Source organism: Arthrobacter sp. C152 (genome assembly GCF_054890965.1).
The window spans coordinates 47450-61448 of record NZ_JBTZSU010000007.1 but is presented as its reverse complement, the minus strand read 5'-3'; the positions used below and the strand labels follow the sequence as shown (position 1 = coordinate 61448).

Here is a 13999-nt window from a genome sequence, read left to right as displayed (position 1 = left end):
CGGCCGCTGCCCCTCTAGAGTGGATTCCATTGCCCGTTCCGCCGCACAAGGAGCCCGATGAATCCGCTGATGGACGTTCCTGCCCTCAAGGCCCGCCTGGCCGCCGGCCGCCGCACCGTCCTGCTGGATGTGCGCTGGGCGCTGGGTGATCCCCACGGGCACCACCACTACCTGCAGGAACACCTGCCCGGCGCTGTCTTCGTCGACCTGGCCACGGAGCTTGCGGATCCGGCGGTTCCGGAGCGCGGACGGCACCCGCTCCCCGCGGCGGACCGGTTCCAGGAAACCGCGCGCCGCTGGGGCGTCCGGAACGGCGACGTCGTGGTGGCCTACGATGACAGCGCCAACATGGCTGCAGCCCGGGCCTGGTGGATGCTGCGCAACGCCGGGGTCGCCGAGGTCTACCTGCTCGACGGCGGCCTGGCGGCATGGCGCGCCGCCGGCCTGCCGCTCGAGCAGGGCCCGGTTGAACCGCCGCGGGGGGACGTGGAACTGGGTGACGGGCAGATGCCCGCGCTCGACGCCGACGCTGCCGCCGCCTGGCCCGGGCAGGGCACCTTGCTCGACGCGAGGGCGGGGGAGCGGTACCGGGGCGAAATCGAGCCCGTCGACCCGCGTTCGGGCCACATCCCGGGGGCCGTCAGCGCCCCGACGACCGAAAACGTTGACGACGGCGGCAGGTTCCTTCCACCCGCCCAGCTGCGCCGGAGATTCGAGGCCCTTGGCGTGCAGGAGGGCCGGCACGTGGCCGTCTATTGCGGCTCCGGTGTCACGGCCGCCCACGAGGTTGCGGCCCTGGAAATTGCGGGGTTCGCCGCTGCGCTGTATCCGGGCTCATTTTCGGAGTGGTCCAACCACCCGGAGCGGCCGGTAGTTACGGGGCCGGAACCCGGGGATGGGCCAGGACCCGGGGGCAGCCCCGCCCCGGCTGGAAACTTCGCGGGCGGCAAGGGTAGCGTCGCACTATGACTCCAGGACGTCCCGTACCGCCGCCCCTTGCCAAACCCATCACCCCCGCCGCTGACGGCCGGTCCGCCGGGACCGGAACGGTTGATGCCGGAGTGCTGGCCGCGGCCCGCGGCGCGGTATCCGGCGACAGCGGCCTGGTGCCGCTTACGGTGGCGCGCCGGGCCCCCGCGCCGGACGACGTCGAGATCGCCATCGAATTCTGCGGGCTGTGCCACTCGGACGTGCACGCAACCCGCGGGGAGTGGGGCGGCCAGACCTACCCGCTGGTGCCCGGCCATGAAATCGTGGGAACGGTCAGCCGGACCGGGGCGGCCGTCAGCGGCTTCGCCGTCGGCGACCGTGTGGGCGTCGGCTGCATGGTGGACTCCTGCCGCGAGTGCGACAGTTGCCTCGACGGCCTGGAACAGTACTGCGAAAACGGGATGACCGGCACCTACGGTGCCAAGGACCGGCGCCACGGCGGCACCACCCAGGGCGGCTATTCCACGTCCATCGTCGTGGACCGGCGCTACGTCCTCCGTATCCCCGCAGCGTTGGATCCCGCCGCGGCCGCGCCCCTCCTGTGCGCCGGTGTCACCACCTTCTCGCCGCTGCGGCACTTCGACGTCGGAGAAGGCGATGTGGTGGGCGTCGTGGGCCTCGGCGGGCTGGGGCACATGGCCGTCAAGCTCGCCAAGGCCATGGGCGCCACGGTGGTGGTGTTCACCACCTCAGCGTCCAAGGCCGCGGCCGCGTTTGAACTGGGAGCAGACCAAGTGGTCCTGTCGCGCGACGAGGCCGCCATGGCTGCCGCGAACCGGACCATCGACGTGATCATCGACACGGTGGCAGCCCCGCACGACCTGAACCCCTACTTCCGCACGTTGCGGGTCGACGGAGCCCTGTTCCAGCTGGGCCTGCCGTCCGAGGCCATGCCACCGGTCAACCCCGGGGCCCTGATCCGGCGCAGGATCGCCTACGCCGGCTCGCTGATCGGCGGGATCGCCGAAACGCAGGAAATGCTGGACTTTTGTGCCGAACACGGGGTGGTGGCCGACATCGAGATGGTGGGCGCCGGCCAACTTAATGATGCCTACGACCGCATGGTTGCAGGAGACGTAAAATACCGGTTCGTGCTGGACGCCAGCACGCTGCAGGCAGCAGCCCAGGAGGCAGACGCATGAGCACGCTTTTCACCAAAATCCTGAACGGCGAGATTCCTGGCCGGTTCGTGTGGCGCGAAGACGACGTCTCCGCGTTCCTCACCACCGGTCCGCTGGCCGACGGCCACACGCTGGTGGTCCCCACCGAGGAAGTGGACCGCTGGACTGACGCAGCGCCGGAGACCCTCGCCCGGGTCATGGAGGTTGCGCGGCGCATCGGTGCAGTCCAGGTGGACATTTTCGGCGCCCGGCGGGCCGGCCTCATCGTGGCCGGCTACGAGATCAACCACCTGCACGTGCACGTGTGGCCCTCGCGCAGCATGGCCGACTTCGATTTCGGCTCTGCAGACCAGAGCCCGGACCCGGACGTCCTGGACGCCAATGCTGAAAAGCTGCGCGACGGCCTCCGGGCAGCCGGGTACGGCAAGTTCGTCCCGGTGTCCTGACCCCGGGAGGCTCAGCCCCTGCGGGGCGTCATCGCCACCATTCCGGCATACGTGAAGCCGCCGCCGAAGCCGAACAGCAGAGCCGGAACGTCCGCGGGGATCTGTCCGCTGTGCCACCACTTGCTCAGCCCCAGCGGAACGCTTGCCGCGGACGTGTTCCCCGACTCCGTGACGTCGGTAATGACGACGCGGTCCGACATGCCCAGGGCGTCCGCCAGGGGTTCGATGATGCGAAGGTTGGCCTGGTGCGCGGCCAGGACCTGGATGTCGTCCAGTTCAAGCCCGGCACGGGCCACCACTTCGCGGGCCCGGTCCGGTGCCTTGGTGAGGGCCCACCGGAGCACTTCACGGCCGTTCTGGAAAAACCTGCCCGACGGCGGTGAGATCCGGACGGCGTCGGCCATGCCGGCCTCGGATCCCCACACCACCGGCCCAATCCGCGGGCTGTCGGATGGGCGTACGACGGCGGCGCCGGCACCATCGGCGGTGAGCACCGCCGTCGCGCGGTCCGTCCAGTCGGTGACGGTGGAGAGCGTCTCCGCCCCGACGACGATGGCGTGGGTGGCGCTGCCGGTGCGGATGGCCTGGTCGGCGACGCCGAGCGCGTATTCAAAGCCCGAGCAGGCGGTATTGACGTCCATGATCCCGGGGCCCCGGCCGTCCCGGCCGAGCCCAAGCGCGTCGGCCACGCGTCCGGCAGTGTTGGGTGAGCGCTCGGCGGCGGTGGTCGTTGCGACCACCACGAGGTCGATGTCCGTTGCAGCCACCCCGGAATCTGCCAGGGCCATCCGGGCGGCCGGGACCGCGAGGTCCACCACGGTTTCGCCGTCCGCGACGATGTGCCGGGTGACGATGCCCGTGCGCTGGCGGATCCATTCGTCGCTGGTGTCCATCATGGCTTCGAGCTCATGGTTGTCCATGATCCTCGCCGGCTGGGCGTGGCCGAGGCCGGCGATCTCTGTCCCTGCCGGGCCGTGGGCAAGCGTGAGCTTCATGGGATTCCTCTCGTAAAGGCGGACCGCCGTCAGGCGGGGGCCAGGGCTTTGTTCAGCACGGTGCGGATGCGCTTTTCCGATACCGAGTAGGCAGTTCCGAGTTCGACGGCGAAAAGGCTCACCCTGAGCTCCTCGATCATCCAGCGCACCTGGGTTAATTCCCGTCCGGCCCGCCGCCCCGGCAGCAGGGCCGAGACCGCGTCGTCGTAGTCGTCCTCCAAACGCTGGACGACGGCCATGTTCAGCGCATCCCGCTGCACGTTGCCGGGCAGGCGTTCAAGCCGCTTCTCAATGGCGGACAGGTAGCGTGGCAGCTGGCTGAGCTGGGCGTAACCCGTGCGTGCTACAAACCCCGGATAGACCAGCTGTCCCAACTGGCTCTTGATGTCGTTCAGCGCGCTGATCAGGGCAAGGCTGGTGGTGCCCTTCAACTGCTTTTCAATCCGGCGGGTGCTGGCCAGGATGCGTTCCACGACCGCCGTCACGGTAAACACGGTGTCGATCAGCTCGGCCCGCACCAGCTCGTAGAGCTGGTCGAACGCCATGCGGTCCCAGGGCAGCTCCGCAGGAGTGAGCTTGTCGATGGCGGCCAGGGCGCAGTCTGCGATCAGCGCCGCCACGGAACCGTGCGGGTTCTGGCTGAAGGTGAGCTTTTCGGTATTGCTCAGGTGTTCCAGGACGTACCGGTCAGGCGCCGGGACGCGCAGGGCCAGCAGCCGGACCACGCCGCCCCGCATCGCGTCGAGTTGCTCCTCTTCCGTCTGGAAGACACGGAGGGACACTGACGTCCCCCGGTCCACCAGGGCCGGATAACCGGTGACGGTGTGTCCCTTCACCAGGCTGCTGACCTGGCGCTCTATGGTGCCGAACGTCCACTCCGTCAGGCCGTCCTGCTCCGCGAACGTGCCCCCGGCAGGGGATCCCGTGGCAGGGGCGCCGTGGCGGCGGGGCTGCGTCCCGCCGTCGTCCGCTGTGCCGTTCCCGGCCTGGGTCTTTTTGCCGTTGGCGGGCGCCGCGGAGGCCGGTGTGGCGCCGAGCGATTCGGCGATGGCGCGCCGGGTGGCGGGAGCAAGCCGTTCCTGGAGCTCTCCAAGGTCCTTGCCTTCGCCCAGGACCTTGCCCCTGCTGTCCACCACCTTGAAGCTCACGCGCAGGTGCGGGGGCACCGCATCCCAGTTCCAGGAACCGGGCGGAATGATGGCACCGCGGAGGCGCCGCAGCGCGAGCTCCAGCGACGGCTCCAGCCCGTCCGTGGCCGGATCAAAATCCGTTTCGAGGACGGCCACCGCCTGCCGGGCTACATCCGGGGCGGGGACGAAGTTCTTCCGCACCTGCTTCGGCAGTGACTTGATCAGGGCGGTCACCAGCTCAACGCGCTGCCCTGGAATGAGCCAGCGGAACGGCGCGTCCTCCAGCTGGTTTAGGAACAGCACCGGCACTTCCGCCGTGACGCCGTCGGACGGATTGGGTGCCGAGCCCGGGGCCACCGGGTGGAATTCGTAGCTGAGGGGGAGCTCGAAGCCCTTGTGCAGCCAGGTTTTCGGATAGGCGGATTCGTTCAGGCCGTCGGCGTCGTCGCTCAGGAGCAGCGACTTGTCGAAGTCCAGCAGGTCCGGATTCCCGCGCCTGGCATCCTTCCACCACTTATCGAAATGGCGTTCGGACACCACGTCCTGGCCGATGCGGGCGTCGTAGAACTCGAACAGCGTTTCGTCGTCCACCAGCAGGTCGCGGCGGCGCATGCGCGCTTCGAGCTCCTCGACTTCGTTCAGGAGCGCCCGGTTGCGGTGAAAGAACTTGTGGTGCGTACGCCAGTCGCCCTCCACCAGGGCGTGCCGGATGAACAGCTCGCGCGCCACCACCGGGTCCACCCGCCCGTAGTTGATCCTGCGCTGGGCGATGATCGGGACGCCGTAGAGCGTGACCTTCTCGTAGGCCATGACGGCGCCCTGGCGGGTGGACCAGTGCGGCTCGCTGTAGCTGCGTTTCACCAGGTCCGGTGCCACCTGCTCGGCCCAGAGGGGATCGAACTTCGCGGCGACCCTGGCCCAGAGCCGGCTGGTTTCCACCAGCTCGGCGGCCATCACGAACGTGGGGGATTTCTTGAACAGCGCGGACCCGGGGAAAATCGCAAACCGGCTGCCGCGGGCACCGGCATACTCACGCTTGCGCTCATCGAGGATGCCGATATGGCTCAGGAGTCCGGAGAGCAGGCTGATGTGGATGCCGTCGTGGTTGCCCACGGGGTCGGCCAGCCGCTTGTTGTCCAGGCTGATGCCCAGCAGCCGGGCGAGCTGGCGCAGCTGGGCGAAGAGGTCCTGCCACTCCCGGACCCGGAGGTAGTTGATGAATTCGGCGCGGCAGAGGCGGCGGAAGGCCGACGACGAGAGTTCCTGCTGCTTTTCCTGCAGATAGTTCCACAGGTTCAGGTAGCCGGTGAAATCGGAGTTTTCGTCGCGGAAGCGGTTGTGCTTTTCCGCCGCCAGCTGCTGCTTGTCCGTGGGACGTTCCCGCGGATCCTGGATGGTGAGCGCCGCGGCGAGGACCATGACCTCCCGGACGCAGCCGCGTTTGCCGGCCTCGACGATCATCCGGCCCAGCCGGGGATCCACCGGCAACTGCGCCAGTTTCTGCCCGACGGCGGTGAGGCCCCCGCCGCTGGACTCTGCCTTTCCCGTTGCCTTCTGTGGCCGGGGCGGGGCCAGGGCGCCCAGTTCGCGCAGCAGCGTGACGCCGTCGTTGATGGCCCGCGTTTCCGGCGGCTCGACGAACGGGAAGTCCTCCACATCCTTGGGCCCGCGGGCCACGCCCATGGCCGTCATCTGCAGGATGACCGCTGCCAAGTTGGTCCGCAGGATCTCCGGATCCGTGAACTGGGGGCGGGAGTCGAAGTCCTCTTCCGAGTACAGCCGGATTGCGATGCCGTCCGAGACGCGGCCGCAGCGGCCCGACCGCTGGTTGGCCGAGGCCTGGGACACGCGTTCGATCGGCAGCCGCTGGACCTTGGTGCGGTGCGAGTAGCGGGAAATGCGGGCCGTGCCGGTGTCGATGACGTACTTGATGCCCGGGACTGTCAGTGACGTCTCCGCCACGTTGGTGGCCAGCACGATCCGGCGCTTGCTGCCGGGGTGGAAGACCTTGTGCTGCTCCTGCAGGCTCAGCCGTGCGAAGAGGGGCAGTACTTCGGTGTTGGCCAGCCGCCGGTTGGCCTGGATGCGCGCCTGCAGGGCCTCTGCCGCGTCCCGGATTTCGCGCTCGCCGGAGAAGAACACCAGGATGTCGCCGGGCGCCTCGGCAGCGAGTTCGTCGACGGCGTCGCAGACCGCGTCCAAAGGATCCCGGTCCTCTTCGAGTTCGTCATCCGAGGATTCGTCCTCGTCCGTCTTCGGCTGGGAGAGGGGCCGGTAGCGGATTTCCACGGGGTAGGTCCGGCCCGAGACTTCGACGATGGGCGCGGGTTTCTCCGGAGTGCCGAAGTGGTTGGCGAAACGTTCGGGATCGATGGTGGCCGAGGTGATGATGACCTTCAGGTCCGGCCGCTGGGGGAGGATTCGCTTGAGGTAGCCCAGGATGAAGTCGATGTTGAGGCTGCGTTCGTGGGCTTCGTCGATGATGATCGCGTTGTACTTGCGCAGCAGCTTGTCGCGCTGGATCTCAGCCAGCAGGATGCCGTCGGTCATCAGCTTGACCTTGGTTTCCTTGCTGACTTCGCCGGTGAAACGGACCTGGAATCCCACTTCCTGGCCGATCTCCACACCAAGTTCCTCGGCGATGCGCTCAGCCACGGTGCGTGCCGCCAGCCGGCGGGGCTGCGTATGGCCGATCAGCCCGTTGTCCCCGAGCCCCAGTTCCAGGCACATCTTGGGGATCTGCGTGGTCTTTCCGGAGCCGGTCTCGCCGGCGATGATGGTCACCTGGTTGGCGGCGATCGCTGCCATCAGATCGTCGCGGCGCTCGGATACCGGCAGCTCGGCGGGATAGGAAATATGAAAAGTCATGGCTGCAGACAGTCTACTGCGGGGATGCCGGTGCCTTCCGGTTCGACTGTCTGCGGCGGCCGCTGTGACCTAGAAGATGCGGAGGGTGTAGCCGGCGCTTGGCGGGTCCAGCGTGGACCAGTCCTCGTGCGAGGCAGCCGGGGGCGTGTGGCCCCGGCCGCCGCCGAGGAAAGCTGCGGCGGTGGCTGCGGCCCCGAGGAAGAGGATGATGACGATGATGCTTGCGAGGATCTCCATGCCCTCAATGCTTCTCCTGCCAGTGGTCCCCGGACAGTGGCAGGAATGACCAAAAAGCTATAATTCCTGCCATAGTGGGTACATGCTCAAAACTGTGGCTGTGATCGTGGTTCCCGAGTTTTCGATCTTCGAGTTCGGCACCGCCTGCGAGGTGTTCGGGATCGATCGGTCCGGCCGGGGCACAGGCGTTCCGGCTTTCGATTTCAAGGTCTGCACCCCGTCTCCCGGCGATGTCCGGCTGAAATCGGGGCTGTCCATGAATGTCAGCTTCGGATTGGAGGCCACGGAAGACGCTGACCTGGTCATCCTGCCGCCGTATGGTTCGGGCCGGGACCTGCCCGAATCCGTCCTTGAAGCCCTGCGGGCCGCGGATGCCAGGGGAGCGTGGGTGATGTCGATCTGCTCAGGAGCTTTCGGACTGGCCCGCGCCGGGCTGCTCGACGGCCGGCGCTGCACCACGCACTGGCGCTTCTCCGCAGAGCTTGCTGCCCGGCACCCGCTGGTCCGCGTCGATGAGAACGTGCTATACGTCCAGGACGGAAATATCATCTCCTCGGCAGGCACCGCTGCTGGAATCGATGCCTGCCTGCACCTGGTGCGGGTTGAACTGGGAGCGCAGGTGGCATCGGCCATCGCCCGGGACATGGTGGTCCCGCCGCACCGGGACGGAGGCCAGGCACAGTTCATCGAGCGGCCGATCCCCGCTTGCGGCTCGGCACCGATCGAAGCGCTGTTGCGGTGGATGGTGGAGAACCTGGACCGCGAGCACACCGTTAACGACCTCGCCGGACGCGTGCACATGTCCGCCAGGACGTTCGCGCGGAAGTTCAGGTCGGAAACCGGCGCGACGCCCGCTGCCTGGCTCAACTCGCAGCGCGTGCTGCGGGCACAGGAACTGCTGGAATCAACGGACCTGAATATTGACGAAGTTGCCAGGGACTCGGGGTTCGGGCACTCCGTCCTGCTGCGCCATCACTTCGCCAAGGTTCTCGGAACCAGCCCGCAGTCGTACCGCCGGGCCTTCCGCGGGCAGTTGGCCGCAGCCGGCTAGGCTATGGGCCGCCGCCCTCCGGCGCCGTCCGGTCCCGCTCGGCGGCCGCCCGGGCGGTGTCCACCAGTACCCGCCATGGGCCGGTAACCGCGTGTTCGGGCAGTGCAGCCCGGCGCTGGCCGGCCCTGATGGAGTAGAAGAAGCGGTCCGGCCCTGGCGCTTCGAAGGCTGCCGCTGCTGCGCGCGGTGTGCTTGGGACCGCATCCCACGGACACGCCTCGACGAGGGGCTGCCACTGGCTGAGGTCCGTATCCGTCCGGGCATCGACTGTCCAAACCCGGGTCAGCGCCGCGATTCCGCCGGAGCGCTCCACCTTGATCTTCATGGCCTGGTCCCTGGGCTGGGCGCCCGGCTGCCGGCATGCCGGCAGCCGGGCCGCGGCTAAACCTTGACCTTCACAGTGTCCCACGCCTGCCGCACGGCGTCATGCTCCGCCGAGCCGGTGCCAAAAAGCCCCGTGGCGGCCCGGACCGTGGCACGGGCAAACACGGAGAACGTGGCGGCCGGCGGCAATGAACCGCCGGTCAATGCCTCGTACCAGATGTGGCCGGGAGCGTCCCAGGCATAGCCGCCCAGGGCGTCCGCCACGAGGTAGAAAGCCCGGTTGGGAATACCGGAATTGATGTGGACGCCGCCATTGTCCGCACTGGTGCGGACGTAGGAGTCCATGGAGTCCGGCTGCGGGTCCTTGCCCAGCACGTCGTCGCCGTACGCCGTTCCCGGTGCCTTCATGGAGCGCAGGGCCCGCCCCTGCACCTGCCGGGTGAAGAGGCCCTCGCCAATCAGCCAGCTGGCTTCGCCGGTGGCCTGGTTCTTCACGTACTGCTCCACGAGCGCTCCGAAGACATCGGACATGGACTCATTCAGGGCGCCGGCCTGGTTCCGGTAGGCCAGGCCGGCGGAGAACTGCGTCACACCGTGGGCAAGCTCGTGCCCGATGACGCTGACGGACTTGGTGAAGCGTTCGAACACTTCGCCGTCGCCGTCCCCGAAGACCATCTGGCTGCCGTTCCAGAACGCATTGTCATAAAGCCTGCCGAAATGCACGGTCGCCTCAAGGTGCAGCCCGAGCCCGTCGATCGAGTCACGGCCGAACGCGTCGGCGTAGAGCCGGTGCGTGTGGCCGAGCCCGTCGTACGCCTCATCGGTGGCGGCATCCTGCGTGGCCGGCGCACCCTCCTTTCTGGCAAGCCCGCCGGGAAGGGTCTCTGTGCTGCCGGCGTCGTAGATGGTGCGGCTGACCGGCCCCGGCTTGGCCTGGAGCACACCCGGCGCCACGGCAGGAGCGGGCCGGGCGCGGGCAACGTGGAAGGACTCGACATGGCCCAGGGCCTTCCGCGCGGCGGCAGCCGCGGACGAGAACCCCGGCACATCCTGCCGGGCCAGGCGCCGCAGCAGATAGGGCGGGACGATGGAACAAAACGGAACATACATGGCGTAACCCCCTCAGCTAGGTGGTGCCAGCCTATGAAGGGGGACCGACAACCATCGGCAGGCCGGATATATTGTCTCCCCTTCCGCACACGGCGGCAGCGCGCGTGGGTACGGTAGGCCCATGGCACAGACCAAGAAGCCGAAGAAACCCGGCGGAACCCTCCTGACCGTCATCATCGCCTTCCTGGCGAACTTCCTTGTCGCAGCGGCGAAGTCGGTGGCCGCCGTCCTTTCGGGTTCGGCCTCCATGGCGGCGGAGGCAGCGCATTCCTGGGCCGACACCGGAAACCAGGTGTTCCTGTTCCTCGCGGAGCGTCGCTCAGCCCGGCCGCGCGACTCCGGCCATCCCATGGGATATGGCCGCGAAGCCTATGTCTGGTCGATGTTCGCCGCCTTCGGGCTCTTCACCGCGGGCGCGGTGGTGTCCATCATGCACGGCATCCAGGAAATCATTGCCCCGGAGCCGGCGGCCGACTTTACGGTCGCGTACGTGGTGCTTGCCGTGGCGTTCGTCTTTGAGGGCATTTCCTTCGTGCAGGCCTTCCGGCAGACGCGGAAGGCCGCCCGCGAGCTGGAGCGGCACACCCTGGAGCAGGTCCTCATCAGCTCGGATCCCACCCTGCGCGCCGTCTTCGCCGAGGACTCGGCCGCGCTGATTGGCCTGGTGGTGGCCTTCATCGGGGTGTTCCTGCACCAGGTCACGGGCTCGCCGCTGCCCGATGCCGTGGGGTCGATCCTCGTCGGCGTGCTGCTGGCCGTCGTCGCCGTGGTGCTCATCGACCGGAACCGGCGCTTCCTGGTAGGCCAGGGGGTCACGCCCGACATCGAGCGCTCCATGGCGCAGCGCCTGCTGGAGCACCGGGACATCGCCCGGCTCACCTACCTGCATCTCGAATTCGTGGGCCCGAGCAGGCTCTACCTCGTTGCGGCGGTGGACCTGGAGGGGGACCGCCCGGAGCACGAAGTGGCCCGGACCCTCCGGCGGATCGAACGGGACCTGGAGGACCACGCAACCGTGGAGGAAGCCGTGCTGACCCTGGCTACCCTGGATGAGGCCACGCTGCGTTTCTAGACCGCGACGTCCAGGGCAGCAGGGGGCCTGCGGGGCCGCGGCCGCGGCGCAGCAGGTGCGGGACAACGAAAAACCCCGCCGTGTGGAAACGGCGGGGTTTTCTGCTGGTGCCCTCGGTAGGATTCGAACCTACGGCCTTCTGCTCCGGAGGCAGACGCTCTATCCCCTGAGCTACGAGGGCAATCCGGATATCCTGCCTTCCCGGCGGGACGTCCTAGAGCTTAGCACCTCAGTAACCAGAGAACGAATCCGCGTGCACGCGCCGCGCGCCGGCGCTTTTGGCGGCGCGGCGGAGGGACGCCGTGCTGGCCGGCGACCCCGAAACGTACACGTCGCGCGCGGCGATGTCCGGGACAAGGGCCAGCAGCGCAGCCCTGTCCAGCCTGCCCGCCGGGCCTGGGCCGCGGCCACCTCCGGCGGCCAGGCCGGCGGGCGGCTCCGAACCGTCCGCCAGCCGTACCAGCACCCGGACACCTGAGGTCCGGAGCTCATCGGCGTAGGCAACCTCGTCCGCACTCCGGGCGAGGTACAGCAGCACGGCGTCCCGCTGCTGCAGGCCCCCGGACGACACGTATGAGACAAACGGCGTGATGCCGATTCCCGCGGCTATGAGCAGCACCGGCCGCCGCGGGTCCCGCGGAAGGACGAAGTCGCCGCCCACGGAGGTGGCCATCAGCTCGTCGCCGGGCTGCAATTCCAGCAGGGCCTTCTTGGCATGGGACAGCGGCCCGGCAGTGCGCACGCCGAACTTCACCAGGCGGTCCTGCGGGGAACCTGCCAGGCTGAACACGCGGCGCCGCCCTTTTCCATCAGATTTTGCATACGGAAGGTCCAGCTCCATGTACTGGCCGGGCAGGAAGCGCACCGGACGCGAGGGCTTGAAGGAAAACTCCGACGTGCTGGGCGTCAGCGGACGGACGCCCGTGAACTGCAGCCTGACCTTGCCCCGCTGGCCCGCAACGAACGCAAGGAGGTTGCCGAGCAGCAGGGCTGCCTCCGGCGAGTTGGCCAGGAAGCCCAGGTTGTACGGGACGGCAAACACCACTGCGACCAGGGCGGCCAGTGCCAGCTGTTGCCAGCGGCGCGGAGGCAGCGTGAGCGGCTCGGTGAGCATGAACCCCACGAAGAACAGCACGGGGCGCTGCGCCAGGGCCTGCCAGATCCCCATGCCGGCGGACATGCCGGAGCGCATCAGCTCCGCGGAGATGATGGCAGTGGCAAGCAGGACGAACACCGAGGCCATGGGGAACTTCCGTGTCCGGTACAGCACCAGTGCGGCGCCGGGCACCAGCACCCACAGCATGGCGGGCGTCGCGGCCCACCAGGTGGCGATGTTGAGTCCGGTAAGTCCGGTGACGAAGGCTCCGGCAGCGGCCGGGTTGAAGATGTGCCGCCCGCGCCAGGCCAAGGCGTATTTCGACGCCGACGCCAGCACGCAGGCAAGCGCCACGCCGGCCAGGTCCAGGGGCTGGAGGGACGGCCAGAACAGGAAGTACAGCAGCAGCCCGGTGATCAGCGAGGACTCCGTATGGGGGTTGACCCTGAAGAGCGCTGCCAGTGCCCGGTTTGAGGCGTAGGTCAGGCCCAGGCACAGTGCCAGGTGCACCAGCATGGGGAGGATGCCAAACGTCAGCCAGCCCAGCACATTCAGCAGCAGGCTGTAGGCGGCGAGGGCGGCGAGGACCAGCAGGATGAGCCGGTACATGGTGTACCGGCCCACCGCGGTGTCCACGCGTCCGGCCAGGGATGCGGCCGTCCCGGCCGACGGTGTTTCAACAGGGCTCATGAGAACAGTGTCCCTTCAAATTCGGGCGACCAGGCGGCGCTGCCGTCGGAAAAAACCGTCAGCCAGGAGAAATCGAACACGTCCTCCAGTGCGGCGCCGGGGACGAAGAAGAGGGCCGTGGCGAGGGCGTCGGCCACCATGGCGGTGTCTGCGAGGGTCCAGGTGGCGACGGCGGTCCGGACCGGCTGCCCGGTGGTCCCGTCGAGGACGTGGTGCAGTCCGTCGCCCCAGGCGCGCCGGTTGGCAGCGGAGGCGCACAGCGCACGGCCGGCAAGGTCAATGACGCCGATGGCCTTCGCGGGGTCGTACGGGTGCTCAAGCCCCACGGGAATGGGATCGGGTCCCCGTGCCAGCAGGTCCCCGCTGCCGTCAACCACGAAGCTGTCCACGCCGGCGGCCGCCAGTTCGGCCGCCAGCAGGTCCACCGGCAGGCCCTTGCCTGCGGCCCCGATGTCCAGCACCACAGGTGCGCCCGCCGAGAGGGTGCTGCCCTCCCAGGCCAGCACGGACTCCCAGGCCGGCGCGGGCACCGGAGGGCCGGCCGGCACAAGCGAGTACCCGGCGTCATACCCCAGGCGTTCCAGGCTGCCGCCGATGAGCGGGGTCATGGCGCCGCCGGTCAGGCGGTACAGGGTTGCATAGAGGGGCCCGAGGGCGGCGGCCTCGTCCGGGAAGCCGTAGCGGCCAGGCTCCCGCGCCATCGCCGCCACCAGCGAGTCAGGCCGGAAACGGGACCACGCGGCGTCGAACGCTTCAACCCTGTCCAGCAGCCGCGCCCGCAGCGACGGCGGCAGCGGCAAGGCAGTGGAGATGACCCAGCCGGTCCCGATCCCCGTAAACGAAAAGTCCTCCCGGCCGGCGGCCACCCC

The 13999-nt window shown here is 68.5% G+C and carries 12 protein-coding genes and 1 tRNA gene; 5 read left to right on the top strand and 8 right to left on the bottom strand.

Features of this window, described 5'->3' with window-relative positions; all coding sequences use genetic code 11:
* Positions 1–57: 57 nt before the first annotated feature.
* From ACYSM9_RS07075 to ACYSM9_RS07065, 3 genes are read left to right on the top strand one after another with little or no spacing between them, the layout of a single operon-like run.
* Positions 58–969: a sulfurtransferase gene (locus ACYSM9_RS07075; RefSeq protein WP_461856273.1), complete on the top strand. Its 912-nt coding sequence runs from the start codon at positions 58–60 to the stop codon at positions 967–969.
* Positions 966–2132, top strand: coding sequence for an NAD(P)-dependent alcohol dehydrogenase (locus ACYSM9_RS07070; RefSeq protein WP_461856272.1), 1167 nt, complete (start codon positions 966–968; stop codon positions 2130–2132). Before ACYSM9_RS07075 ends, ACYSM9_RS07070 begins: the two co-directional genes overlap by 4 nt.
* Positions 2129–2557 (top strand): HIT family protein, encoded by a 429-nt coding sequence (locus ACYSM9_RS07065; protein ID WP_461856271.1) that lies wholly within the window; start codon positions 2129–2131, stop codon positions 2555–2557. The genes ACYSM9_RS07070 and ACYSM9_RS07065 overlap by 4 nt, the downstream gene beginning before the upstream one ends.
* 11 nt (positions 2558–2568) lie before the next feature.
* On the opposite strand, the gene ACYSM9_RS07060 is transcribed toward ACYSM9_RS07065, so the two are convergent.
* From ACYSM9_RS07060 to ACYSM9_RS07050, 3 genes are all read right to left on the bottom strand, one after another.
* The gene (locus tag ACYSM9_RS07060) at positions 2569–3552 is read right to left on the bottom strand and encodes a beta-ketoacyl-ACP synthase III (RefSeq protein WP_461856270.1); all 984 of its coding nucleotides are present in this window, start codon (positions 3550–3552) and stop codon (positions 2569–2571) included.
* Between the two features lie 29 nt (positions 3553–3581).
* Positions 3582–7550 (bottom strand): ATP-dependent RNA helicase HrpA, encoded by a 3969-nt coding sequence (gene hrpA, locus ACYSM9_RS07055; RefSeq protein ID WP_461856269.1) that lies wholly within the window; start codon positions 7548–7550, stop codon positions 3582–3584.
* A gap of 69 nt (positions 7551–7619) precedes the next feature.
* Positions 7620–7787 carry a hypothetical protein gene (locus ACYSM9_RS07050; protein WP_461856268.1) on the bottom strand — a complete coding sequence of 56 codons (168 nt, stop codon included), beginning with the start codon at positions 7785–7787 and terminating at the stop codon, positions 7620–7622.
* An 82-nt stretch (positions 7788–7869) separates the two neighbouring features.
* Here ACYSM9_RS07050 and ACYSM9_RS07045 point away from each other — a divergent pair, with 82 nt between their 5' ends.
* On the top strand, positions 7870–8838 hold the full coding sequence (locus ACYSM9_RS07045; protein ID WP_461856266.1) for a GlxA family transcriptional regulator: 969 nt from the start codon (positions 7870–7872) through the stop codon (positions 8836–8838).
* 1 nt (position 8839) lies between these two features.
* Here ACYSM9_RS07045 and ACYSM9_RS07040 read toward each other — a convergent pair whose 3' ends face one another.
* Both ACYSM9_RS07040 and ACYSM9_RS07035 read right to left on the bottom strand, forming a co-directional pair.
* Positions 8840–9163, bottom strand: a complete 324-nt coding sequence (locus ACYSM9_RS07040) for a protealysin inhibitor emfourin (protein WP_461856265.1) — start codon at positions 9161–9163, stop codon at positions 8840–8842.
* A 56-nt stretch (positions 9164–9219) separates the two neighbouring features.
* Entirely contained in the window at positions 9220–10272 is a 1053-nt protein-coding gene (locus ACYSM9_RS07035; RefSeq protein WP_461856264.1) for a M4 family metallopeptidase, read from the bottom strand.
* A gap of 121 nt (positions 10273–10393) precedes the next feature.
* Between ACYSM9_RS07035 and ACYSM9_RS07030 the strand changes: the two genes are divergently transcribed.
* Entirely contained in the window at positions 10394–11344 is a 951-nt protein-coding gene (locus ACYSM9_RS07030) for a cation diffusion facilitator family transporter (protein WP_461856263.1), read from the top strand.
* A gap of 105 nt (positions 11345–11449) precedes the next feature.
* Here the strand turns inward: ACYSM9_RS07030 and ACYSM9_RS07025 are convergent.
* From ACYSM9_RS07025 to ACYSM9_RS07015, 3 genes are all read right to left on the bottom strand, one after another.
* Positions 11450–11525 (bottom strand) — tRNA-Arg (locus ACYSM9_RS07025).
* A gap of 48 nt (positions 11526–11573) precedes the next feature.
* Positions 11574–13130, bottom strand: a complete 1557-nt coding sequence (locus tag ACYSM9_RS07020; RefSeq protein ID WP_461856262.1) for an FAD-dependent oxidoreductase — start codon at positions 13128–13130, stop codon at positions 11574–11576.
* Complete coding sequence (locus ACYSM9_RS07015) at positions 13127–13996, bottom strand: FAD:protein FMN transferase (RefSeq protein ID WP_461856261.1); 870 nt, start codon at positions 13994–13996, stop codon at positions 13127–13129. The genes ACYSM9_RS07020 and ACYSM9_RS07015 overlap by 4 nt, the downstream gene beginning before the upstream one ends.
* Positions 13997–13999 lie beyond the last annotated feature (3 nt).